Source organism: Rhodococcus sp. MEB064 (assembly GCF_000834565.1).
Lineage (GTDB): Bacteria > Actinomycetota > Actinomycetes > Mycobacteriales > Mycobacteriaceae > Rhodococcoides.
This window is the reverse complement of record NZ_JXQS01000016.1, coordinates 66669-88819: the sequence shown is the minus strand read 5'-3', so window position 1 is coordinate 88819 and position 22151 is coordinate 66669. Positions and strand designations below refer to the sequence as shown.

Annotated in this window: 24 protein-coding genes; 15 read left to right on the top strand and 9 right to left on the bottom strand. The window is 68.0% G+C overall.

Annotated elements, in window-relative coordinates:
• Positions 1-16 precede the first annotated feature (16 nt).
• From RU01_RS09070 to RU01_RS09055, 4 genes are all read left to right on the top strand, one after another.
• The gene (locus RU01_RS09070) at positions 17-370 is read left to right on the top strand and encodes a histone-like nucleoid-structuring protein Lsr2 (RefSeq protein ID WP_042574278.1); all 354 of its coding nucleotides are present in this window, start codon (positions 17-19) and stop codon (positions 368-370) included.
• A gap of 357 nt (positions 371-727) precedes the next feature.
• The gene (locus RU01_RS09065; RefSeq protein ID WP_042574203.1) at positions 728-3262 is read left to right on the top strand and encodes an ATP-dependent Clp protease ATP-binding subunit; all 2535 of its coding nucleotides are present in this window, start codon (positions 728-730) and stop codon (positions 3260-3262) included.
• Positions 3263-3365: 103 nt separating this feature from the next.
• Complete coding sequence (locus tag RU01_RS09060) at positions 3366-4115, top strand: VOC family protein (protein WP_042574202.1); 750 nt, start codon at positions 3366-3368, stop codon at positions 4113-4115.
• Positions 4116-4181: 66 nt separating this feature from the next.
• Positions 4182-4619, top strand: coding sequence for an OsmC family protein (locus RU01_RS09055; protein ID WP_042574201.1), 438 nt, complete (start codon positions 4182-4184; stop codon positions 4617-4619).
• Here the strand turns inward: RU01_RS09055 and RU01_RS09050 are convergent.
• Entirely contained in the window at positions 4616-6004 is a 1389-nt protein-coding gene (locus RU01_RS09050) for a serine hydrolase (RefSeq protein ID WP_156148848.1), read from the bottom strand. The two genes, RU01_RS09055 and RU01_RS09050, sit on opposite strands and share 4 nt — an antisense overlap.
• Positions 6005-6122: 118 nt before the next feature.
• Positions 6123-6434, bottom strand: a complete 312-nt coding sequence (locus RU01_RS09045; protein WP_042574200.1) for an antibiotic biosynthesis monooxygenase family protein — start codon at positions 6432-6434, stop codon at positions 6123-6125.
• A 40-nt stretch (positions 6435-6474) separates the two neighbouring features.
• Between RU01_RS09045 and RU01_RS09040 the strand changes: the two genes are divergently transcribed.
• Positions 6475-7266 carry an alpha/beta fold hydrolase gene (locus RU01_RS09040; RefSeq protein WP_042574276.1) on the top strand — a complete coding sequence of 264 codons (792 nt, stop codon included), beginning with the start codon at positions 6475-6477 and terminating at the stop codon, positions 7264-7266.
• Here the strand turns inward: RU01_RS09040 and RU01_RS09035 are convergent.
• Complete coding sequence (locus RU01_RS09035; RefSeq protein ID WP_042574199.1) at positions 7195-8067, bottom strand: A/G-specific adenine glycosylase; 873 nt, start codon at positions 8065-8067, stop codon at positions 7195-7197. The genes RU01_RS09040 and RU01_RS09035 overlap by 72 nt on opposite strands.
• Positions 8068-8137: 70 nt before the next feature.
• On the opposite strand from RU01_RS09035, the gene RU01_RS09030 reads away from it, so the two are divergent.
• Positions 8138-8830, top strand: a complete 693-nt coding sequence (locus RU01_RS09030; RefSeq protein WP_042574198.1) for a carbonic anhydrase — start codon at positions 8138-8140, stop codon at positions 8828-8830.
• 42 nt (positions 8831-8872) lie between these two features.
• Complete coding sequence (locus tag RU01_RS09025; RefSeq protein ID WP_042574197.1) at positions 8873-9583, top strand: hypothetical protein; 711 nt, start codon at positions 8873-8875, stop codon at positions 9581-9583.
• Between the two features lie 471 nt (positions 9584-10054).
• On the opposite strand, the gene disA is transcribed toward RU01_RS09025, so the two are convergent.
• The 3 genes from disA to RU01_RS09010 all read right to left on the bottom strand — a co-directional run bounded on the left by disA (position 10055) and on the right by RU01_RS09010 (position 13306).
• Complete coding sequence (disA, locus tag RU01_RS09020; protein WP_042574275.1) at positions 10055-11149, bottom strand: DNA integrity scanning diadenylate cyclase DisA; 1095 nt, start codon at positions 11147-11149, stop codon at positions 10055-10057.
• 76 nt (positions 11150-11225) lie between these two features.
• The gene (gene radA / locus RU01_RS09015) at positions 11226-12668 is read right to left on the bottom strand and encodes a DNA repair protein RadA (protein ID WP_042574196.1); all 1443 of its coding nucleotides are present in this window, start codon (positions 12666-12668) and stop codon (positions 11226-11228) included.
• A gap of 56 nt (positions 12669-12724) precedes the next feature.
• Positions 12725-13306 (bottom strand): hypothetical protein, encoded by a 582-nt coding sequence (locus tag RU01_RS09010; protein WP_042574274.1) that lies wholly within the window; start codon positions 13304-13306, stop codon positions 12725-12727.
• A gap of 260 nt (positions 13307-13566) precedes the next feature.
• On the opposite strand from RU01_RS09010, the gene RU01_RS09005 reads away from it, so the two are divergent.
• The 8 genes from RU01_RS09005 to RU01_RS08970 all read left to right on the top strand — a co-directional run bounded on the left by RU01_RS09005 (position 13567) and on the right by RU01_RS08970 (position 19877).
• The gene (locus RU01_RS09005) at positions 13567-14055 is read left to right on the top strand and encodes a CarD family transcriptional regulator (RefSeq protein WP_042574195.1); all 489 of its coding nucleotides are present in this window, start codon (positions 13567-13569) and stop codon (positions 14053-14055) included.
• 45 nt (positions 14056-14100) lie between these two features.
• On the top strand, positions 14101-14736 hold the full coding sequence (gene ispD, locus RU01_RS09000; protein WP_042574273.1) for a 2-C-methyl-D-erythritol 4-phosphate cytidylyltransferase: 636 nt from the start codon (positions 14101-14103) through the stop codon (positions 14734-14736).
• An 11-nt stretch (positions 14737-14747) separates the two neighbouring features.
• Positions 14748-15242: a 2-C-methyl-D-erythritol 2,4-cyclodiphosphate synthase gene (gene ispF, locus RU01_RS08995; RefSeq protein WP_042574194.1), complete on the top strand. Its 495-nt coding sequence runs from the start codon at positions 14748-14750 to the stop codon at positions 15240-15242.
• Between the two features lie 11 nt (positions 15243-15253).
• Positions 15254-16660: a cysteine--tRNA ligase gene (cysS, locus tag RU01_RS08990; protein ID WP_042574193.1), complete on the top strand. Its 1407-nt coding sequence runs from the start codon at positions 15254-15256 to the stop codon at positions 16658-16660.
• The gene (gene rlmB, locus RU01_RS08985) at positions 16660-17643 is read left to right on the top strand and encodes a 23S rRNA (guanosine(2251)-2'-O)-methyltransferase RlmB (protein WP_042574192.1); all 984 of its coding nucleotides are present in this window, start codon (positions 16660-16662) and stop codon (positions 17641-17643) included. Before cysS ends, rlmB begins: the two co-directional genes overlap by 1 nt.
• Positions 17644-17793: 150 nt before the next feature.
• Positions 17794-18342 carry a dihydrofolate reductase family protein gene (locus RU01_RS08980; protein ID WP_042574272.1) on the top strand — a complete coding sequence of 183 codons (549 nt, stop codon included), beginning with the start codon at positions 17794-17796 and terminating at the stop codon, positions 18340-18342.
• Positions 18343-18361: 19 nt separating this feature from the next.
• A complete protein-coding gene (locus RU01_RS08975) occupies positions 18362-19198 on the top strand; it encodes a DUF4436 family protein (protein WP_042574191.1) in 837 nt (278 codons plus the stop codon).
• A gap of 49 nt (positions 19199-19247) precedes the next feature.
• Positions 19248-19877, top strand: coding sequence for an SOUL family heme-binding protein (locus tag RU01_RS08970; RefSeq protein ID WP_042574190.1), 630 nt, complete (start codon positions 19248-19250; stop codon positions 19875-19877).
• On the opposite strand, the gene RU01_RS08965 is transcribed toward RU01_RS08970, so the two are convergent.
• Genes RU01_RS08965 through RU01_RS08955 form a run of 3 tightly spaced genes read right to left on the bottom strand, consistent with a single transcriptional unit; the run spans position 19878 to position 22071 of the window.
• Positions 19878-20723, bottom strand: coding sequence for a biotin-dependent carboxyltransferase family protein (locus tag RU01_RS08965; protein WP_042574189.1), 846 nt, complete (start codon positions 20721-20723; stop codon positions 19878-19880).
• Positions 20723-21310 (bottom strand): 5-oxoprolinase subunit B family protein, encoded by a 588-nt coding sequence (locus RU01_RS08960; RefSeq protein ID WP_442970484.1) that lies wholly within the window; start codon positions 21308-21310, stop codon positions 20723-20725. The genes RU01_RS08965 and RU01_RS08960 overlap by 1 nt, the downstream gene beginning before the upstream one ends.
• A 2-nt stretch (positions 21311-21312) precedes the next feature.
• Positions 21313-22071 carry a LamB/YcsF family protein gene (locus RU01_RS08955; RefSeq protein WP_042574187.1) on the bottom strand — a complete coding sequence of 253 codons (759 nt, stop codon included), beginning with the start codon at positions 22069-22071 and terminating at the stop codon, positions 21313-21315.
• Between the last annotated feature and the right edge of the window lie 80 nt (positions 22072-22151).

Here is a 22151-nt window from a genome sequence, read left to right as displayed (position 1 = left end):
GGGGGGAATGCGTCGAATGGTCAAAAAAGTGACGGTCACGCTGGTCGACGATGTGGACAACGTGCCGGCCGACGAGACGGTGTCCATCGGTCTGGACGGCACGTGGTTCGAGTTGGACCTGTCCAATTCCAATGCCAATGAGCTGCGGAAAGTCATGGACCAGTGGATCCAGCACGCGCGGCGTGTGTCGACCAGGTCCACCGGGGGCGGCGCCGCGTCCGCCACGGCGAGCGGCGCGCGTACACGCGGGGCGGCGGACCGCGCACGCAGTGCGGCGATCCGCGAATGGGCGCGCACGCAGGGATTCGAGATCAGTGCTCGCGGCCGCATTTCTTCGGAGATCGTGCGGGCCTGGGAACTGTCTTCCTGATTGCAATCGGTCATCACTGGCGTCATTGTCATTCAGACGAATGACAATGACCCCAATGAAACGGACAAATGTGCATGACATCTCATGGTCGACAGCCATTGCGCGCGAGTCTCCACGGATGTAGAGGACTCTCGATCGCGGCTCCCGAGCGCTGTTCTGCCGTCTGGTAACGAATCCGCGCTCCGGCGCGTTGACTCCACATGACACCGGTGCCGGACTTTCCGAGTCCGTTCGCCGTCGGATGAACTTCCCCGGCGGAGCGGCACTCGGCAGTCACGGCAACTAGAGTGGGACTCGGGCTCGAGGTTCGGACTAGAGGGTCCGACGCCTGCCCCGTCATCAGTGTGAGGGAGAGCGATGTTCGAGAGGTTCACCGACCGCGCACGGCGCGTCGTCGTCCTGGCCCAAGAAGAGGCCCGGATGCTCAACCACAATTACATCGGCACGGAGCACATCCTGCTGGGCCTCATCCACGAGGGTGAAGGCGTAGCGGCGAAGTCTCTGGAGTCGCTCGGGATCTCCCTCGAGGGTGTTCGCAGCCAGGTCGAGGAAATCATCGGCCAGGGCCAGCAGGCACCGTCCGGGCACATCCCGTTCACTCCGCGCGCCAAGAAGGTCCTCGAGCTCAGCCTGCGTGAGGCGCTGCAGCTCGGACACAACTACATCGGCACCGAGCACATCCTGCTCGGCCTCATCCGCGAGGGTGAGGGCGTGGCGGCCCAGGTGCTGGTCAAGCTCGGCGCCGACCTCAACCGCGTGCGCCAGCAGGTCATCCAGCTGCTGTCGGGCTACCAGGGCAAGGAGCCCAGCGAGTCCGGTAGTGGACGCGGCGAGGCGGGCACCCCGTCCACGTCGCTGGTCCTCGACCAGTTCGGCCGCAACCTCACGCAGGCCGCACTCGAAGGCAAGCTCGACCCGGTCATCGGTCGTGCGAAGGAAATCGAGCGCGTCATGCAGGTGCTCAGCCGCCGCACCAAGAACAACCCGGTGCTCATCGGGGAGCCCGGCGTCGGCAAGACCGCCGTCGTCGAAGGTCTCGCGCAGGCCATCGTCAACGGCGAGGTCCCCGAGACACTCAAGGACAAGCAGCTCTACACCCTGGACCTCGGTTCACTGGTGGCCGGCAGCCGGTACCGCGGTGATTTCGAGGAGCGCCTGAAGAAGGTGCTCAAGGAGATCAACACCCGCGGCGACATCATCCTGTTCATCGACGAGCTGCACACGCTCGTCGGCGCAGGTGCTGCCGAGGGCGCCATCGACGCTGCGTCGATCCTCAAGCCGAAGTTGGCTCGTGGTGAGCTGCAGACCATCGGTGCGACCACGCTCGACGAGTACCGCAAGTACATCGAGAAGGACGCCGCACTCGAGCGTCGTTTCCAGCCCGTCCAGGTGGGCGAGCCGTCCGTCGATCACACCATCGAGATCCTCAAGGGTCTGCGTGACCGGTACGAGGCGCATCACCGCGTCTCGATCACCGACAGCGCGCTCGTCGCCGCGGCGACGCTGGCCGACCGGTACATCAACGACCGGTTCCTGCCCGACAAGGCGATCGACCTCATCGACGAGGCAGGTGCGCGCATGCGCATCCGCCGGATGACTGCGCCGCCGGACCTGCGCGAGTTCGACGACAAGATCGCCGATGCCCGTCGTGAGAAGGAATCCGCGATCGACGCGCAGGACTTCGAGAAGGCCGCGAACCTGCGCGACAAGGAGAAGCAGCTCGTCGCCCAGCGTGCCGAGCGCGAGAAGCAGTGGCGCAGTGGTGACCTCGACGTCATCGCCGAGGTGGACGACAACGAGATCGCCGAGGTTCTGGGCAACTGGACCGGCATCCCCGTCTTCAAGCTGACCGAGGAGGAGACCACCCGTCTCCTGCGCATGGAGGACGAACTCCACAAGCGCATCATCGGCCAGGTCGAAGCGGTCAAGGCCGTCTCCAAGGCGATCCGTCGTACCCGCGCCGGTCTGAAGGACCCCAAGCGTCCGTCGGGCTCGTTCATCTTCGCCGGCCCGTCCGGTGTGGGTAAGACCGAGCTGTCGAAGGCGCTGGCGAACTTCCTGTTCGGCGAGGACGACGCGCTCATCCAGATCGACATGGGCGAGTTCCACGACCGGTTCACCGCATCGCGTCTGTTCGGTGCGCCCCCCGGATACGTGGGCTACGAAGAGGGTGGCCAGCTCACCGAGAAGGTGCGCCGCAAGCCGTTCTCCGTGGTGCTGTTCGACGAGATCGAGAAGGCTCACCAGGAGATCTACAACACGCTCCTGCAGGTCCTCGAGGACGGCCGTCTCACCGACGGTCAGGGTCGTACGGTCGACTTCAAGAACACCGTGCTGATCTTCACCTCGAACCTCGGTACCTCGGACATCTCCAAGGCCGTCGGCCTCGGCTTCTCCTCGGGTGAGGGCAGTGGTTCGAACTACGAGCGCATGAAGCTCAAGGTGCACGACGAGCTGAAGAAGCACTTCCGCCCCGAGTTCCTGAACCGCATCGACGACATCGTCGTCTTCCACCAGCTCACCAAGGACGAGATCATCCAGATGGTCGATCTCATGCTGGCGCGAGTGGAAGTTGCGCTCAAGAACAAGGACATGGCCATCGAGGTCACGGACAAGGGCAAGTCGCTTCTGGCCAAGCGTGGATTCGACCCGGTGTTGGGTGCGCGGCCGCTGCGTCGCACCATCCAGCGCGAGATCGAGGATCAGCTGTCCGAGAAGATCCTGTTCGGCGAGATCGAGCCGGGTCAGATCGTGCTGGTCGACGTCGACAACTGGGACGGCGAAGGACAGGGCGAAGACGCAGTCTTCACCTTCCGCGGCGAGAAGAAGCCGATCAGCCTTCCCGACGACTTGACCGTCGACTTGGCGAAGTCGGGCGAGAGCTCCGAGTAGTACGTACGCACAGCAACGGGCGGGACCTTCACGGGTCCCGCCCGTTCTGCGTTCGCGGTGCCTCTGGCGATGACTTCGGAGGCCGGCCGGAGTCGGTACCGGTATGGCTACAGCAAGCGTGAACAGCATCCTGCTCTCCAGCGACGACCCCGCGGCGCTCGCGCGGTGGTACGGGGAGGTCTTCGAGGCGCCCGTGAGCGACGACACGGGCCCCTACCCGGTCGTCGACCTCGATGGCTTCTTCATCATGTTCGACCGACGCGACGACGTGTCGGGGCCGAACCGCGACGGCGCCCGCACGATCCTGAACGTCGAACCCGACGATCCCGCCGCGGTGGCCGAACGCATCGACGCTCTCGGCGGCGAGTGGGTCAGCCCCCTCGAGAACCGGGACGGCCACCTCTTCGCGACGGCGAAGGACCCCGACGGGAACTGGATCCAGTTGGTTCGCCTCAGCGACGAGGCGGAGGTCGAGATGGGTCAGCCGACGACGCCCTTCCCGGGGTTCGCGGTCCGCGACATCGACGAGACCGCCGAGTTCTACTCGACCGTCCTGGGGATGCGGGTGATGCGCAACAGCATGGGCATCCTCATGATCCGCATCGACCGTCGCACGACGGCGATCGCGTACCCGAAGCCCGATCACGAGCCCGCGGCATTCACCATTCTGAACATCCCGGTGACCGACATCGATACGGCCGTCGCGGAGCTCGCGGCGAAGGGCGTCGCCTTCCTGCGATACGACGGTTTCCCGCAGGAGGAGAACGGAGTCATGAAGAACAACGGCCCGTCGATCGCCTGGTTCACCGACCCGTCGGGGAACGTGATCTCGGTGATCTCTCGCGAAGGCTGACCCCCTGTCGGGTCGAGCTGTCTACGCTGGTGATCGACAGTGATCCGACTCGATACAAGGACGGCAATGCCTACACGCACAGCACGGACAGCATGGAACGGTTCGCTCGAGGAGGGCTCGGGACAGGTCGAGCTCTCCAGCTCCAAGGTCGGCACGTACGACGTGTCGTTCCCCAAGCGTGCGGCGGACGACGCCGGCGGCACGACCAGCCCCGAAGAGCTCATCGCCGCAGCGCACTCGTCCTGCTACGCCATGCAGCTCTCGGCCGTCATCGCCGAGGCCGGTGGCACCCCGCAGAGCCTCGACGTCACCGCCGAGGTGTCGCTCGGACCGGACGAGGTCGGCTTCAAGCTGACCGGCATCAAGATCACGGTGCGCGGTGAAGTCGACGGTCTGGACGCCGACGGTTTCGCCAAGGCTGCCCAGAACGCCAAGGAGACCTGCCCGGTGAGCAAGGCGCTGACGGGTGTCGAGATCACGCTCGACGCCGCTCTCGAGAGCTAACGCAACAGCTCGAACGTCCCCTGGACGACGGCGAACGCATAGGCGTTGTCCAGGGGGCCGACGGTCTCGTCCGAAGCCAGCTGCGTCGCCACGACCCAGTCCTGACCCGATGCGTCCGTCAGCAACCACGACCCGGACACGTCGCCCGCGGCGTTGCCGTTCTTGTAGCCGACGTACGGCCAGCGAGCGGGATCGACCTCGGCGCCAGGGTTCAGCGCGAGAATCTGTCGCACCACGTCGCTCTGCGGGCCCACGGTCAGCGCTGCGTATGCCCGGCAGATGTCGTTCGCGCTGCCGAACCATTCGACTCCGTCGGGAGTGCCGGGCCGAGTGACGATGCCCTCGTAGTCCAGATCCGCCGTTGCAGCGTCGACCGGCTGACTGTCGATCGTGCGAGACTCGATGCTCGCGAGGATGTCGCGCCGTGTCTGTGTATCGGCCCCGCGCCACTGCTCGCGCAGATCCGGGAGACCCCACCCGAGCAGGAAGAACTCGCGGGTGGTGGGGAACGGCGTCAGCGCCGCCGGATCCGCGTGACCCATGGTGCTCACCTCGGCTTCCACCGCGTCCCGCCCGATGCGGTCGATGATCAGGTCGGTGGCGGTGTTGTCGCTGATCGCGATCATCGCCTCTGCCGCCTCGCGGACGGTGACCGGAGTTCCCTCGGGCGCGAACTGCAACTGTCCCGACGGGGCGGACTTGCGCGCGTCGGTGACGGTGAGTTGCTCGTCCCACGACACCGACCCGTTGCCGACGGCCCGTGCGAGTGCTCCCAGGACGTACAGCTTGGACACCGACGCCAACGGCAGACTCTCGTCGGCGTTCAATTCGTGAACGGGTGTGCAGCGTCCGTCCGTCACGCGTGAGGCGACGTAGGATGTCCGGGCGCCGAGAGAGCCGAGGGCGGTGTCGGCGGCGGCGAACGAGGTGACGGTCGACGCGTCGGGAAGCGCCTGGATGCCGGACAGTAATCCGGTCTCGGTGGCGCGCAGGCGCAGCGTCAGCGGTGCCCCGCGGCCCGTGGTGAGGGCGACCGTCGACTCGAGTCCGTTCTCGGACCGTTCGCCGACGGTGATGGGTCCGCTGGAGATGATCTGCGCGACGGGCCCGACCAGGCCGCCCACCTGGGCGAGTGCCTCCGCCAACTCGGGCGCGGCCAGCGCGTCGATGGCGGCCGGATCGAGCGCAGTGGGATCCGGAGCCGTGATCCACCCGAGCATCGTGTCGGTGACCGTGGTGATCGGAGATGCCGCGTCGGAACCGTCGGCGGGCGCGGTGCTCGCCTCGGTAGTCGGCGCACTGTCGCGTGCCGCGCCGGACTCGAGAAGGGGATCGACTCCGCCGCAGCCGGCGAGAGACAGAGTTACTGCGACGGCAGCGGCCACGATGGCGTACCTGCGTGGCGTGTGCTGCAAAGCCGTGCCTCGTTTCGGGTCGGATGCCGGTATCGCGACCCTACCGGGCACCTGTGGTCGGTTTGCCGGGGCGTCGAACTGGGGTCGGTCAGTCGCGACGAGCGGGCACGTCGAGAACGACGTCGAACTCGAGCAGGGACGCACCCGAGGACACGGGCTTCGCGCGCTCGCCCGAATGAGCGGCGCGCGCCGGTCCGGCAGCCCACGCCTGGAAGGACTCCTCGTCCTCCCACTGCGTGACGACGAAATACCGGCTCTCACCCTTGACGGGGCGGAGCAGCTGGAACCCCAGGAAACCGGGCGAGCCGTCGACGGACTGCGCGCGGGCGGCGAACCGCTTCTCGAGTTCTGCACCGGCGCCCTCGGGCACCTCGATGGCGTTGATCTTGACCACTGGCATGGCTCGAGGCTACCTGCGTGGCTCGCGATACGGTGGCGGCGTGCTGCGCGACGAAGGCGGTTCCGGTGTTCCCGTGATACTTCTGCACGGGCTCATGGGCGGGCCCGACACGTGGCGACGACAGATTCCGTGGCTGCGAGATCACGGCCGCGTGTTCACCGTCCGAGCCGCGGGACACGGTCGCCCGGCTCCGGCGGACCTGTCGACCGAGGCGTTCGTCGACGAGTTGTCCACGGCACTGGCCGGATTCGACTCGCTGGTGCTCGTCGGTCATTCGATGGGCGCACTCCACGCCTGGTGCTACGCGGCCCGCGAGCCCGGTCGTGTGCGCGGACTCGTGGTGGAGGACATGGCGCCCGACTTCCGCGGGCGCACCTCCGACGCGTGGGCCGCCGTCATCAGGGCGTGGCCGCACCCGTTCGCCGACGAGGATGCCGTGCGGGCCTACTTCGGAGACGTTGCAGGACAATACTTCCTGGACTCGTTCGAGCGCGGTGACGACGGGTGGAGGCTGCACGGCGACGTCGATACGTTCCAGGCGATCTCCGACGAGTGGGGACGGCGGGAGTTCTGGCAGCAGTGGCGCGACGTGCGCGCCCCGACTCTGGTGCTGGAGGCCGAGCACACGGTGACTCCCACCGGTCAGATGCGGGAGATGGCCGTGGTGGCAGCAGATTCGAGGTACGAGCTGATCGACGGCGCCGGTCACCTGATCCACGACGAGCGTCCCGTGGAGTACCGGCTCGCGGTGGAGAACTTCCTACGAGCCCTCCCCGGCGAGCGTGAACTCGCCACCGGCCGTCTGCTCGACCAACCCGTCCGTGAGCAGTGAGGCCAGGGCCCGCTCGCGCTGTCCCGGATCGGTGAGCCACACCAGGTCCAGGGTCTGCTTCGGCACGGGGACCGTCGTCGACCGCAGTACGTCCATCAACTTCCCACGCACCTGACGGTCGGTGCCGGCGAACTTCTGCACCTTCTTCGCAGGTCCCTCGTGCGCCGGACGACCGGCATCGACCCAGGCGCACGACGGGAGGGGGCACAGCGCGCAGGCAGGCTTGCGAGCCGTGCAGATGACCGCGCCCAGTTCCATCAGCGCCGCACTCAGCGTCGCCGCCGTCGCGACGTCGTCCGGTAGTAGAGCCTCCACGTCCGCGAGATCCTGTGTGATCCGGGGGTTTCCGGGTTCCGCGAGGCCGTGCACCGCGCGCGCGACGACGCGTCGCACATTGGTGTCCACGACGGGAACCCGTTGGCCGTAGGCGAAGCAGGCGACGGCCCTCGCCGTGTAGGCGCCGACGCCGGGAAGGGTCAGCAGGGTGTCGACGTCACGCGGCGTCTCGTCACCGTGGTGTTCGGCGAGGACGGCCGCGCACTCGTGCAACCTCGCTGCACGGCGCGGGTACCCCAACTTCCCCCAGGCGCGGATGACGTCGGCGCGTGACGACGCGGCCATCGCCGACGGCACCGGCCACCGCTGCACCCACTCGCGCCAGATCGGCGCCACCCGCACGACGGGCGTCTGCTGGAGCATGACCTCGCTCATCAGGATCTGCCAGCCGCTGACGTCCGGGCGTCGCCACGGCAGGTCGCGGGCATCGCGCGTGAACCAGTCGACCAAGACGTAGGTGTCCACTGTCTGTGATTCCTCCCGGAAGTCGGGGCCGCCACCGGCGGGTGACTCATGTTTCGGTAACAATGACTACATGCCTAACTCGAGTCCCCGCTCAGCATGGAACGCGCTCGTCGAGGGTAATCGCCGGTTCGTCGACGGCCGCCCGGAGCATCCCAGCCAGGGGGTGGATCACCGCGCGTCGCTCGTCGACGGCCAACACCCCACCGCGATCGTCTTCGGGTGCTCCGATTCCCGCGTTGCGGCCGAGATCATCTTCGACCAGGGCCTCGGCGACATGTTCGTCGTCCGTACAGCCGGCCAGGTCGTCGACTCGGCCGTCCTCGGTTCCCTGGAGTTCGGCGCCGAGGTCCTCGACGCGCCCCTGATCGTCATTCTCGGTCACGACAGCTGCGGCGCCGTCAAGGCGACCATCAACGCGCTGGACGAGGGCACCGTCCCCGGTGGCTTCATCCGCGACATCGTCGAGCGGGTCACGCCGTCCGTCCTCAACGCCCATCGCCTGGGGTACACGCGCGCCGACGACGTCGAGGCGCGCCACGTCCTCGAGACCGGGAAGCTGCTGATCGATCGGTCGTCGATCCTCGAGAAGCGCGTCGCCGCGGGCAAGCTCGCCATCGTCGGCCTGACGTACAAACTGGCCGACGGCAAGGTCGAATTCCAGGGCGCGCTGGGCGACATCGGACACGTCGAGATGGGGTCGACCGACCGGACCGACGCGAGTGATCTGCTGACCTCGTCGGCGACGGCGAGCGACACGCCGTAGTAGGTGCCGCTCGGTCACCGCGTCGGCACATACGGTTGATCTGTGCTCGAGCCGAACGGACCCCTGCCTCCCGAGATCTACTGGCGACGCCGCGCGCTCGCGATCGGTGGCGCAGTCGTGGTCATCGGGCTGGTCGTGTGGCTCATCGTCTCTCTGACCGGCGGGGGATCCCAGGATTCCCAGTCCGCCGCAGCATCGGCGTCCCTCGCGCCGTCCGCAGCCACCACGTACCGCCCCGATGCTTCTGCCACGGGCGGTTCGGCTCCGGCCGGCGGCTCGGGTGGCGGCGGGGGTGGCGGTGCGGCAGCACCGTCGGGATCCACCACTCCAGCCACGACGACATCTGCTGCTCCGGTCGCCCCCGGCCAGTGCGCCGACCAGTCACTTGCCGTGAAGGCCTCGCCCGACCAGCCGACCTACCCTGCGGGTCAGGAACCGGCCTTCACCGTCGTCGTCACCAACATCGGCACCTCCGCCTGCGAGCGCGATCTGGGATCGGGCCTGCAGCAGGTGCTGGTGTACACCCTCGAGGGTCAGCGTCTGTGGTCCAACGTCGACTGCTTCCCCACCACGACACCCGACCTCCGCACCCTGCAGCCCGGTGAGCAGGCTCCCTTCTCGGTCAAGTGGTCCGCCACCACCTCCGAGCCCGGTTGCGCCGCACCGCGTAACCCGGTCGGCCCGGGCGGGTACAGCGTCGTCGGTCAGCTGGGTCAGCTCCGCAGCTCCCCGGAGACGTTCAACATCACCTGAGGCTGAGCACCGTCGCTGTATTCGCGAGCGAGTTCTGTTCCCGCGGGAGTTTCCCTTTCCCGCAGGTGCTGCAGTCGCCGCGGGACCACGAAACGCCCGCGGGAAAGGGCAGCGCCGCATTCGCTGACCGTTGCTGTCTCCGCTGACGTTGCAACATCCGCGAAGCCGTCCAACGTCAGCGAATGCCGTTCCCGCGGGAGTTTCCATTTCCCGCGGGTGCTGCAGTCGTCGCGGGACCACGAAACGCCCGCGGTAACCGGGTAGCGCTGGCACTGCAACGTCCGCAGAACTGCTCGAGGTCACCCGTAGTAGCGAACTGTTCCCTGAATCGGGTCGAACACCGGCGGCTCATCGAAGTCGGCTTGTGACGTCTCGGTCTTCACTCCGTCATCGGTCGGCTTCACGACCTCAGGCAGCACTCTCCACCGAGCGCGTGGATCGTCGTCACCGACGCCTGTCTCCGGCATCAGCTCAGTCGAACGGGCCGGAGATGCTGGCTTCTGCCATGCGGGACAGGCCTTCTCGGATGTGCCGCGCCCACAGGCCGCCGATGCCGTCGACCGACTGCAGGTCCGCGGCAGTCGCGGCGAGCAGTGTCTGCAGCGTGCCGAAATGCCCGACCAGTTTGTGGACCTGATGGAACTGCAGCCGAGGAACCCGCGTCAACAGTCGGTAGCCGCGGGGGCTCATCGGTGCGTCGAGGGCTTCGATGGTGGCCGGGTAGCCGAAGGCGCGCGCGAGGACGGTGAGGTCGAGCAGGTCGACGTCCGTGAGCCGGTCGAGCGCCGCGAGTGATCGTTCGACGGCAGCGGTGGTGGGTGTCTCGTTGCCGGCGAGATAGTCGCGGACGACGAGCTGCCGGGCAGAGTCGTTGTCGCCCACCAACTCTTCGAGCTGGAGCGCCAACTGCCTTCCGTCGGTACCGAGTTCGAGGACGTTCTGCTCGATCTCCACCGACACCCGGCGCACCATCTCGAGACGCTGGGCAACGGTCAGCGCGTCGCGCAGCGTCACCGAATCCTCGATCTCCGTCAGCGACAGTTGACGGGTGACCTCGTCGAGTCGGGCGCTGTACCGCTCCAGTGTCGCGACGGCCTGATTGGCGCGCGAGAGGATCGTCGCCGACCCCTCGATCACGTGGCGGGTTCCGCCGACGTAGACGCTGAGAATGCTCATGGACTGGCTGACGGAGATCACCGGGTACCCCGTGTGGATGGCCGTACGTTCGGCTGCGCGGTGCCGAGTTCCCGACTCGACGGTGGGGATGGTGTGGTCCGGCACCAGTTGGACGTTGGCTCGCACGATGCGCGATCCGTCGGTGGACAGCACGACGGCGCCGTCCATCTTCGACAGTTCGCGCAGGCGGGTGGGTGCGAACTCGACGTCGAGCACGAAGCCGCCGTCGCAGATTGCTTCCACGTGCTCGTCGTATCCGAGGACGATGAGTCCACCGGTGCGTCCACGCAGGATCCGTTCCAGCCCGTCGCGCAACGTGGTGCCCGGCGCGAGATCGGCGATGGCGTCACGGAGCGAGGTCAGCGGAGCCGCTGCCGCGGAACGCGGGATCGTGTCGGGGGTGGAAACGGTATCGGTCACCGAGTCGAACCCCCCTGCCGTCGTTCCGGATTTCACGCGTGCAGAGTCAGGGTACCGGCACGTCGGCCGACTTTCTCCTGCGGTCGAATGCGCCCTGCATGGCACCGAAGACATCGGTGACCCGCGTGACCCGCATCCCGGGCGGATCACCGGCCGTGTCGTCGCGGGCGCCGCGGCGCTGGTCGGCGGGAACGATGGCCGATGTGAAGCCCAGGCGCGCGGCCTCTGCCAGCCGGCGATCGACGCCGACGACGCGGCGCACCTCCCCGGCGAGGCCGACTTCTCCCAGGACGACCATGCCGGTGGGTAGGGCCGTGTCCTTCGCGGCGGATGCGACGGCCAGGGCCAGCGCCAGGTCGACCGTCGGCTCGGTGGTTCTCATTCCGCCGATGGTGGCGGCGTAGACCTCTTTGCTGCTCAGCTGCACCGAGCATCGTCGTTCGAGCACGGCCAGGATCATCGACACCCGAGCCGCGTCGAGACCGCTGACGGCCCGCCGTGGCGTCGGCATGTGCGACGGGGCGACCAGGGCCTGGACCTCGGCGAGCAAGGCGCGCTTGCCGTCCATCGTGACCGTGACAGCGGTGCCGGGCACCGAATCGGCGCGGTGATGGAGGAAGAGGCCGGACGGGTCGCTGACTCCGTGGATGCCCCCTTCGCGCAGTTCGAAGCAGCCCACCTCGTCGGCGGCGCCGAACCGGTTCTTGACTCCTCGGACCATCCGCAGGGTCGAGTGCTTGTCACCCTCGAAGTGCAGGACCACGTCGACGAGGTGTTCGAGCGAGCGCGGACCGGCGACTGCGCCGTCCTTGGTGACGTGCCCGACGAGGATCACGGCCGTGCCGCTGCCTTTGGCGAGCGAGGTCAACGCGGACGTGATGGCTCGGACCTGGGTGACACCGCCGATGACGCCGTCGACGTCGGACGCCTGCATGGTCTGCACCGAGTCGACCACGACGAGGGTGGGAGCGACCTGTTCGACGTGGCCGAAGATGGTGGCCAGGTCGTTCTCGGCGGCGAGATAGACGCGTTCGTGTACGGCGCCCGTACGGTCCGCACGCAGACGCACCTGACCCGCTGATTCCTCACCGGTGACATAGAGGGCGATGTCCTGCGGACTGCGCTCGGCCCATTGCTTGACCACCTCGAGCAGCAGCGTCGACTTGCCGACGCCGGGTTCACCGGCCAGCAGGACGACCGAACCGGGAACGATGCCGCCGCCGAGTACGCGGTCGAGCTCGTCGACCCCGGTGGGGCGAGCGACCGACGCGGTGCTGGAGACCTGCGTGAGCGGGAGCGCGGGGGACGTCGGCACCATCGACGAGGAGCCGGCCCTGACACCGCTCGAACCGGGGCGGGCGGTGACGGGTGCGAGAAGGGTGACCTCGTCCATCGAGCCCCACGTCTCGCACTCGGGGCAACGGCCCACCCACTTGGCGACGGTGTGCTTACACGCCGAACAGCGATAACTCGTACGAGGTCTGGCCACGATTCGAGAGACTAGAGGGAGCTACCGACAGGTCGCGTCGTGCGACCCGAGCGGACTCAGCCTTCCGCTTCGCCTTCCATCCGCGGGGTGGTGCCCGGATCGACCGGAACGTTGACGACGACGTCGCCCGCCTCGGCGAAGGTGAAGGTGACCGGCACCGTCAGGCCGGGGCGCACGTTCTCGGACAGGTCCTCGAGCACGGCGGTGACCGACTGCGAGCCTTCCTCGGCGGTGGGGTCCTGCTCGGCGGAGACACCGGAGGCGACCGATGCCTGCGCGGGGATCTCGATGGAGGTACCTCCGGTGGCGCCGGTGATGGTCACCTCGGACGCGCCTTCGGTCTCGATGCCCGTCAGGCGGTCCGCCGTGGTCTCGCTGGTGTTGATCGCGGTGAAGATCAGTTCCGCGCGGCCACCGGGCTCGAGGGAGAACTCACCCGAGCTGGGGTAGGCGACGTGCACGTTGCGCATGGAGATCGTGCCCTGGTCCGTACCGTTGCCGTTGACAGCGGCGACCTGCATCGCGGTCTGCGAGACCTTGCCGGCGCTGCAGGCGGACAGGCCGATCACTGCGCCGAGGGCGAGAGCGACCGCCGTCGCGACTCTGGCAGGCCGAAACGGGGCGTTGGTTGCGGTCACTGGGTCGTCCTCCACTGGTCGTTCACGTCGGTTGTGCCGGCGGGCGGCTACCACTACAGCAGCGTAGTAGTTCGATGCCGGGGGTCGTAGGTCGGGTGACGAGTGTCGCGGCCGGGGGCACCTAAACCCCTGCTCGATACATGTATCGCGGCCGCTGTCAAGTACGCGCCGAAGTGCCCTGTGCCCCTGACCTGCACCGTTGGAGCGACCCTCCCGGGGGAGCGTGTTAAACTGGCCATATCGAAAGGGGCACCGAACACATGATTTTCAAGGTCGGAGACACCGTCGTTTACCCGCACCACGGAGCGGCGCTGATCGAAGCTATCGAGACGCGAACCATCAAGGGCGAGGCCAAGGAATATCTCGTTCTGAAGGTTGCGCAGGGTGATCTCACCGTTCGAGTTCCTGCCGACAATGCCGAGTACGTGGGCGTCCGGGACGTCGTCGGCCAGGAGGGTCTGGACAAGGTGTTCCAGGTTCTCCGCGCGCCGCACACGGAGGAGCCCACCAACTGGTCGCGTCGGTACAAGGCCAATCTGGAGAAGCTCGCATCCGGTGACGTGAACAAGGTCGCCGAGGTCGTTCGTGACCTCTGGCGTCGTGAGCAGGACCGCGGACTCTCCGCGGGCGAGAAGCGCATGCTGGCGAAGGCTCGTCAGATACTGGTCGGGGAGCTCGCACTGGCCGAGGGAACCGACGAGGTCCGCGCGGACAACATGCTCGACGAGGTCCTGGCCGCGGCTTCCTGACGGCCGCGCGTGACTGACGTCGTCGCGCTCGTTCCGGCTGCCGGAATGGGCGTGCGCCTCGGTGAGAACATGCCGAAGGCGTTCGTGGAACTCGCGGGACGCACACTGCTCGAGTGGGCGCTGGACGGTCTCACGACCTCCGGCGCCCTTTCTCGTGTGATCGTGATCGTCCCGGAGGTGTTGCGCGAGCGCACGATCGAGCTCTGCGCCTCCTTCGCGGTGGACGTCGACGTGGTCGTCGGCGGCGCCGAACGTACCGATTCCGTGCGCGCCGGACTGGTCGCCGCAGGTCACGCCGACATCGTGCTGGTGCACGACGCGGCGCGATGCCTCACGCCACCGTCATTGATCCTCCGGGTGGTGGACGCCGTCGCGTCGGGCGCTCGGGCGGTCGTCCCGGTTCTTCCCGTCGTCGACACCATGAAGTCCGTCGATTCCGCGGGCGTTGTCACCGGGACCGTCGATCGAGCGACGTTGCGCTCGGTGCAGACACCGCAAGGGTTCGACGGCGCCACTCTGCGCCGGGCCTACGCGGAGTTCCCCGAATCGGCGACCGATGATGCCGGGCTGGTCGAACGACTGGGTGTCGACGTGCTCACCGTGCGTGGCGACGCCGATGCTTTCAAGATCACCACCCCCATGGACCTGATTCTGGCGCGGGCGCTCATCGCTCGCCCGTGAGAGGACGAGCAATGCGAGTCGGCATCGGATCCGACGTCCACCCCGTCGAAGCAGGACGGGACTGCTGGATGGCCGGACTGCTGTTCGAGGACGCCGACGGCTGCGCCGGTCACTCCGACGGAGATGTCGCCGCGCACGCGTTGTGCGATGCGCTGCTGTCCGCGGCCGGCATCGGCGATCTGGGATCGGTCTTCGGAACCGGCAGGCCCGAGTGGGACGGCGTCAGCGGAGCCACCATGTTGATGCACGTGCGCCAACTTCTCGCCGAGAACTCTCTCCGCGTCGGCAACGCTGCCGTGCAGGTCATCGGCAACCGTCCGCGGATCGGCCCCCGCCGCCTCGAGGCGCAGACGCTGTTGTCGAACATCCTCGGCGGACCGGTGTCGGTGTCCGCCACCACGACCGACGGCCTGGGACTGACAGGGCGCGGTGAGGGCGTCGCGGCCATCGCGACGGCCCTGGTGCTGGACCAGCACGTGGTGCTCGATCAGCAGAATCCCCGGTAGGATCGGCCGTCGTGACCCTGCGCTTCTACGACACCGCGACCAGGGCCGTGCGTGAGTTCACTCCGCTGGCCCCCGGACAAGCATCGGTGTATCTGTGTGGCGCCACGGTCCAGGGCCACCCCCACATCGGTCACGTCCGCAGTGGTGTGGCGTTCGACGTGCTGCGACGGTGGCTCACCGCGTCGGGATACGACGTCGCCTTCGTCCGCAACGTCACCGACATCGACGACAAGATCTTGAACAAGGCAGCCGACGCCGGCCGGCCGTGGTGGGAATGGGCGGCGACGTACGAGCGCTCCTTCACCGCCGCCTACGACGCGCTGGGTGTCCTTCCTCCGTCGGCGGAGCCGCGGGCGACGGGACACATCACGCAGATGGTCGAGCTCATCGGCCGCCTGATCGACGCGGGTCACGCCTACGCCGCTGCCGGCGACGTCTACTTCGACGTCCGCAGCTACGACGCCTACGGAGCACTGTCCGGGCACAAGCTCGACGACGTGCATCAAGGCGAGAGCATCGGTGCGGGCAAGCGGGATCCGCGCGACTTCACGCTGTGGAAGACGGCCAAGCCCGGCGAGCCGTCGTGGCCGACGCCGTGGGGGCCGGGCCGACCGGGGTGGCACATCGAGTGCTCCGCCATGGCCGAGGCGTACCTGGGTTCCGCGTTCGACATCCACTGCGGCGGACTCGACCTGGTGTTCCCGCACCACGAGAACGAGCTTGCCCAATCACGTGCTGCCGGTGACGGTTTCGCCCAGTACTGGTTGCACAACGGCTGGGTCACGATGAGCGGCGAGAAGATGTCGAAGTCGCTCGGCAACGTCGTGTCCATCCCGACCATGCTCGAGACGGTGCGCCCGCAGGAGCTGCGCTACTACCTCGGCAGCGCGCACTACCGGTCGATGCTCGAGTACTCCGCGGAGGCACTGCAGGAAGCCGCCGCTGGATACCGCAGCATCGAGTCGTTCGTGACCAAGACTGCCGAGCGAGCAGGCGAGGTCCCCGTCGGCACGTGGACCCAGGCGTTCGCAGAGGCACTCGACGAGGATCTGTCGGTGCCCAAGGCGCTCGCCGAGATCCACGGTCTCCGTCGCGAGGGCAACAGCGCCCTGGCCGCGGGGGAGCTGGACAAGGCCGTCGAGGCCGCGTCGTCGATACGCGCGATGACCGCGATCCTCGGCGTCGATCCTCTCGATCCGCACTGGGCGGCCGGTTCCGCGGACGCGTCGGCGGAACGCGCGGCACTGGACCTGCTGATCGCGGACGATCTGGAATTGCGCAGCGCGGCGAAGGCCGGCAAGGACTGGCCGACGGCCGATCGTATTCGTGACCGCCTCGCCCGCGCGGGCGTGGAGGTCACCGACACCCCGAACGGCCCGGAATGGTCGATCGCACAGCCGGAAGGCACGGAGAAGTAATGGCAGGCAATTCGAGTCGGCGTGGCGCAGTGCGCAAGTCCGGCACCAAGAAGGGTCAGGTCGTCGGATCCGGCGGCAAGCGTTCCAAGGGACTCGAGGGTCGCGGCGCCACCCCGGCCGCAGCGGACCGCACCAAGGCCGCGCGCCGTGGACGCACCACGACTCGCGACACGACCTCCGGTGGTGGGCGCGGTCAGTCCGCCGGCGGTGGACGCGGTCGTCCGCCGGTGCGCAAGCCCGAGGACGGTCCCGAGAACGTGCTGGGCCGTAACCCCGTGCTCGAATGCCTGCGCGCGGGAGTGCCGGCGACGGCGCTGTACGTCGCATCCGGCACCGAGGCCGACGACCGGCTGAAGGAGAGCGTGCAGATCGCCGCGGACAACGGCATCTCGATCCTCGAGGTGTCCCGCATCGACCTGGACCGGATGAGCGCCAACGGTATGCACCAGGGCATTGCGCTGCAGGTGCCGCCGTACCGCTACGCGCACCCCGACGATCTCCTCTCGCAGGCGCGTCAGCGTCAGGAGCCGGCTCTGCTGGTCGCTCTCGACAACATCACCGACCCCCGCAACCTCGGCGCCGTCGTCCGGTCCGTCGCAGCGTTCGGTGGACACGGCGTGGTCATCCCTCAGCGGCGCAGTGCGTCCGTCACGGCCGTCGCCTGGCGCACCAGCGCCGGCGCGGCAGCGCGTCTCCCCGTCGCCCGCGCGACCAATCTGACTCGCACGCTGAAGGATTGGGCCGACAAGGGTGTCATGGTCGTCGGTCTCGACGCCGACGGCGATACCTCGCTGGACGACTTCGACGGCACCGGGCCGATCGTGGTGGTCGTCGGTTCCGAGGGCAAGGGTCTGTCCCGCCTGGTCCGCGACAACTGCGACAGCATCCTGTCCATCCCGATGGCCGGGCCGGTGGAGTCGCTCAACGCATCCGTCGCAGCGGGAGTCGTACTCGCAGGGATCGCACGCCAGCGCCGAGGCTGATCCGACTCAGCGGACGCGGATGGGGGGCGCACACCCCTTGCCTGAACCGCACACCCTCTGCAGTCGGCGGTGAGGGGTGTGCGCTCACCGGAGAGGGTGTGCACACTCCGCAGCGCGATCGGTGTCGGTGGGCGGGTGCAGAATGGCCCCGTGACCAGGACCACCTACTTCACCGCCAGCACCCTCGACGGTTACCTCGCCGACGAGAACGACTCTCTCGAATGGCTCTTCCGCCAGGACATCGACAGCGCCGGCCCGATGAACTACGACGACTTCATCGCCGGCATCGGCGCGATCGTCATGGGTGCCACGACGTACGCGTGGATCCTCGAGCACAACGCGTCGACCGGTGAGGCGTGGACGTACGACATGCCGGCCTGGGTGGTGACCCATCGAGACTTCGAGGCCTCCGAGCACGACGTCCGGTTCGTACAGGGTGACGCGGCCGACCTGTGGCCGGCGATAGAGGAGTCCGCCGGCGGCAAGGACGTCTGGATCGTGGGTGGCGGTGATCTGGCCGCACAGTTCGCCGAGGCCGGCCACCTGGACCGGATCGTCGTCTCGATCGCACCGGTCACTCTCGGTGCGGGCAGGCCGCTGTTCCCGCGTCGGTTCGATCTCCGACTCGTGGACTTCGCGCGCAACGGCGCGTTCCTCTGCGCGGAGTACGACGTGCTGGAACCGCACGCGCAGACCTGAGTCCTGTCATCATCTGTCCATGACGACGGTGGGTCGCAGAGCGCGCGGTGTGGTCCTGGCAGTGGTCGTGGTCGCCGCCTACGTCGCGGTGATCCTGACCTACGCGCTCGGGAGTTCGACGGGAGCGCCGGACCTCCGCGAGCCCGCCCCCGGTAAGGCCCTCGTCTACCTCGACGTCGACACGGTCTCCGGTGAGAAGTTCTCGCTCGACGCGCGGGTGTCAGTCTATCCGGGTGAGGGATTGACCGACGACGACGGCAACCTGGTCGACGACTTGATCGTCGACGTCACCCCGACGGCGAGTGCCGGGACACTCACCTTTCCGAGCGGGACCAGGGTGGGCCCGCTGCCGGTCTCCCTGTACGCCGACGGCGACATCCGGCACTGGCCGTTCGACACCTACGACGCGTCGTCGATCCAGGTGCGAGTGTTCTCGAACGCAGCCACCGGACGGGTGGCCGTGCCGTCGGAAATCGTGGTGACGGACTCCCTCACATCGTGGAGTGTCGAGGCCGTCGATATCGACGCGTCGTCGGCGCAGGCCTTCGATATCCGGGTGTCCCGCACGGTCGGAACCACGATCTTCGACATCGCGATCTGCGTTGTCCTGGTGGTGCTTCCGATGTGCACGCTGTTCGTGTCGATCCAGACTCTGCGCCGCCGCAAACAGTTCCTGCCGCCGATCATGACGTGGTTCGCGGTGACGCTGTTCGCGGTGCTCCCCATCCGGAATCTGTTCCCCGGCGCTCCGCCGATCGGGTCGTGGGTGGATTACACGGTGGTCCTGTGGGTGGTGGCGGGCCTGGCGACGGCAATGGTGCTGTACGTCGTCGCGTGGTGGCGGCAGGGGCCCTAGGGGTGGGCGGCGACCGGGAGTCGGGCCGGTCCGCGCGTACCGTCGAGTCATGATCGAACGGCTGAGGACGACGGTGACGCAGGTGGCCGATGCCGCACTGGGGACCGTGGGGATTCGTGTGGGTACCGAGGAGCCACCGCACACCACCGAGACGCTCACGGGTGCTGTCGAGATCCGCCGATACGAACCCCGCATCGCCGCGGAAACCGTCGTGGACGCCGACGAGGAGCGTGCGCGCAACGAGGGTTTCCGCCGACTCGCGGGATACATCTTCGGAGGAAATCGGGGTGCCGACAGCATCGCGATGACGGCGCCCGTGGCCCAGTCGGCCTCGCGCGGACAGAGCATCGCGATGACCGCACCTGTGTCGCGCGAGGCGAGCGACGAGGGGTGGGTGGTCCGCTTCTTCATGCCGTCGCGATGGACGATGGACACTCTTCCGGCGCCGAAGGACGATCGGGTGCGCCTGGTGGAGGTGCCGGCCGAGACGGTGGCGGTGCTGCGATTCAGCGGTGACCGCGGTGCGCAGGCCGTGGCGGCACGCACCACGGAGCTGCTGGACACCCTGAAGTCCCGCGGCATCGACACGACCGGGGAGCCGATGTCGTGGTTCTACGATCCGCCCTGGACGGTGTCGTTCCGCCGCCGCAACGAGGTGGCCGTTCCCGTCGCCCGGTGATCAGACGCTGAAGCGGATCGTTCGTCCCGGAGCGCACTGCGCCGCGGATCCGAGATCTGCCGACGCCACGACGGCGATCACCGGGTAACCACCGGTCACCGGATGATCGGCGAGGAACAGCACGGGCTGTCCCGACGGCGGTACCTGCAGCGCGCCGGTCACCATGCCCTCGCTCGGGAGCTCGTCGTTCCGCGACCGTGGCAGCGGCTCGGCGCCCTCGAGCCTCATGCCGACACGGTCGGAGTCGGTCCCGACCGTCCACGGCTGGGTCGTCAGCAATTCGAGAGCGTGGTCGGTGAACCAGTCCGCCCGCGGGCCGGGGATCACCCGCAGGGTGGTGCGGTGCTCGAACGGGTACGGATTCACGTCCGCTCGAGGCCAGTCCTCGGCGTCGTGACCGACCGGCAGCACGGCGCCGGCCGTCACTCGCTCGGGTCCGATGCCGGACAGCGAGTCCGTGGACCGGCTGCCCAGCACGGGGGTTACGTCTATCCCGCCGCGGACGGCAACGTACGAGCGCAGTCCCACCGGCGACCAGTCGAGGCGGATCTCGGCGCCCGACGGCACCACGACGACGGCGCCGTGCCCCTGCGGTGCGCCGTCCACCGTGAACGGGGCCGGAGCCCCCGTCACCGCCAGAACCACCTCGACGCGTGCGCGCAGCACCAGTCCACCGAGCGTCACCTCGAGCGTCGCGGCGTCGATCATGTTCCCCACCAACCGATTCGCCGCGTCGTGCGAGCGTCGATCGGCCGCGCCGGACGTGCCGACACCGAGCGAGGACCACCCGGTGCGTCCTCGGTCCTGCACGGTCGTCAGCGGCCCGGTTGCCAGTACCTCGAGCATCACATCACCGCGCGGAACTGCACCCGTGTGCCGGGCGCGAGCAGCGCGGGGTCGTCGCGGTTCACGTCCCACAGCGCCGCATCGGTGCTGCCGATGATCTGCCATCCGCCGGGCGACGACGTCGGGTACACCCCGGTGTACTCGCCGGCCAACGCCACGGATCCCGCCGGCACCGAGGTGCGCGGATCGGCGCGGCGCGGGATCGACAGTGGCTCGGATCCGACCAGGTACGCGAAGCCGGGGGAGAAGCCACAGAACGCGGCAGTCCATACTTGGCCGGTGTGCACGGCGACGATGTCCAGTCCCGTTGTCGCGCAGACATCGTCGAGGTCGGGGCCGTCGTACCGCACGTCGATCGTGATCGTGTCACCGGAGCCGCCGAGCACCTCCGCCGGCGGCGTCTCACGGAGCCACGACGCCACCCGCGACGGCTCCGCATCCTCGGTCATCGTCACCAACACGGTGCTCGCGGCAGGAATCAGTTCGACGACACCGGGGTGCCCGCTCGCCCAGCCGGCATGGTGAGCGGCGACGGCGCGGACGTCATCGAGGTCGACCAGCAAGGCGCGATCACCGGCCGGTGAGATCTTCACGACACGAAGGGGATCAGGGTGATGTCGTTGCGCGACAACACGTCACGTACTGCCAGCGCCATGTCGACCGCAGCGGGAGTGTCGCCGTGCAGGCACACCGAGTCGGCCGACACCGGGAAGTCCACCCCGTCGACCGACGCCATCACGCCCTCGGTGACCATGCGGAGGACGCGTCGGGCCACATCGTCGACATCGGACAGGACCGCACCGTTTTCCCGTCGTGATACCAGCGTTCCCTCCGCGGTGTAGCCGCGGTCGGCGAACGCCTCGGTGACGGTGCGCAGGCCGGCGTCGGCGGCGATGTCGAGGAACACCGATCCGGGTAATCCGAGCACGGGGAGCGAGGCGTCGTACGCCAGTACGGCGTCGACGACGGCACGGGCCTGCACCTCGTGACGGACGATCGTGTTGTACAGCGCGCCATGCGGTTTGACGTAGCGCACGGACCCGCCGACGCTGCGTGCCAGGCCGTCGAGCGCACCGATCTGGTAGATGACGTCGGCGCGGAGATCCTCCGCGGTCACGTCGACGAAGCGCCGTCCGAATCCCACGAGGTCGTGATACCCCACCTGCGCGCCGATACGCACGTCGGCGGCGACAGCGTCGGAGCAGGTTCGCAGCAGCGTGGACGGATCGCCGGCGTGGAACCCGCACGCGATGTTGGCGCTGGTGACGATGCGCAGCATGGCGGCGTCGTCGCCGAGTGTCCAGGCGCCGAAGCCTTCGCCGAGATCGGAGTTGAGGTCGATACCCACTCGTCCACACTAGGCGAGACCAGGGCGTGTCTCATGTGTAAAAAAAGGTCGGGTTTTTTGACACGTTTCGTCGACGTGTG

Excerpts from the sequence above, each read along its gene's own strand:
- RU01_RS09070 (WP_042574278.1), top strand. The coding sequence starts at position 17 with ATGGTCAAAAAAGTGACGGTCACGCTGGTCGACGATGTGGACAACGTG.
- RU01_RS09065 (WP_042574203.1), top strand. The coding sequence starts at position 728 with ATGTTCGAGAGGTTCACCGACCGCGCACGGCGCGTCGTCGTCCTGGCC.
- RU01_RS09060 (WP_042574202.1), top strand. The coding sequence starts at position 3,366 with ATGGCTACAGCAAGCGTGAACAGCATCCTGCTCTCCAGCGACGACCCC.
- RU01_RS09055 (WP_042574201.1), top strand. The coding sequence starts at position 4,182 with ATGCCTACACGCACAGCACGGACAGCATGGAACGGTTCGCTCGAGGAG.
- RU01_RS09045 (WP_042574200.1), bottom strand. The coding sequence starts at position 6,434 with ATGCCAGTGGTCAAGATCAACGCCATCGAGGTGCCCGAGGGCGCCGGT.
- RU01_RS09030 (WP_042574198.1), top strand. The coding sequence starts at position 8,138 with ATGCCTAACTCGAGTCCCCGCTCAGCATGGAACGCGCTCGTCGAGGGT.
- RU01_RS09005 (WP_042574195.1), top strand. The coding sequence starts at position 13,567 with ATGATTTTCAAGGTCGGAGACACCGTCGTTTACCCGCACCACGGAGCG.
- ispD (WP_042574273.1), top strand. The coding sequence starts at position 14,101 with ATGGGCGTGCGCCTCGGTGAGAACATGCCGAAGGCGTTCGTGGAACTC.
- ispF (WP_042574194.1), top strand. The coding sequence starts at position 14,748 with ATGCGAGTCGGCATCGGATCCGACGTCCACCCCGTCGAAGCAGGACGG.
- rlmB (WP_042574192.1), top strand. The coding sequence starts at position 16,660 with ATGGCAGGCAATTCGAGTCGGCGTGGCGCAGTGCGCAAGTCCGGCACC.
- RU01_RS08975 (WP_042574191.1), top strand. The coding sequence starts at position 18,362 with ATGACGACGGTGGGTCGCAGAGCGCGCGGTGTGGTCCTGGCAGTGGTC.
- RU01_RS08970 (WP_042574190.1), top strand. The coding sequence starts at position 19,248 with ATGATCGAACGGCTGAGGACGACGGTGACGCAGGTGGCCGATGCCGCA.
- RU01_RS08965 (WP_042574189.1), bottom strand. The coding sequence starts at position 20,723 with ATGCTCGAGGTACTGGCAACCGGGCCGCTGACGACCGTGCAGGACCGA.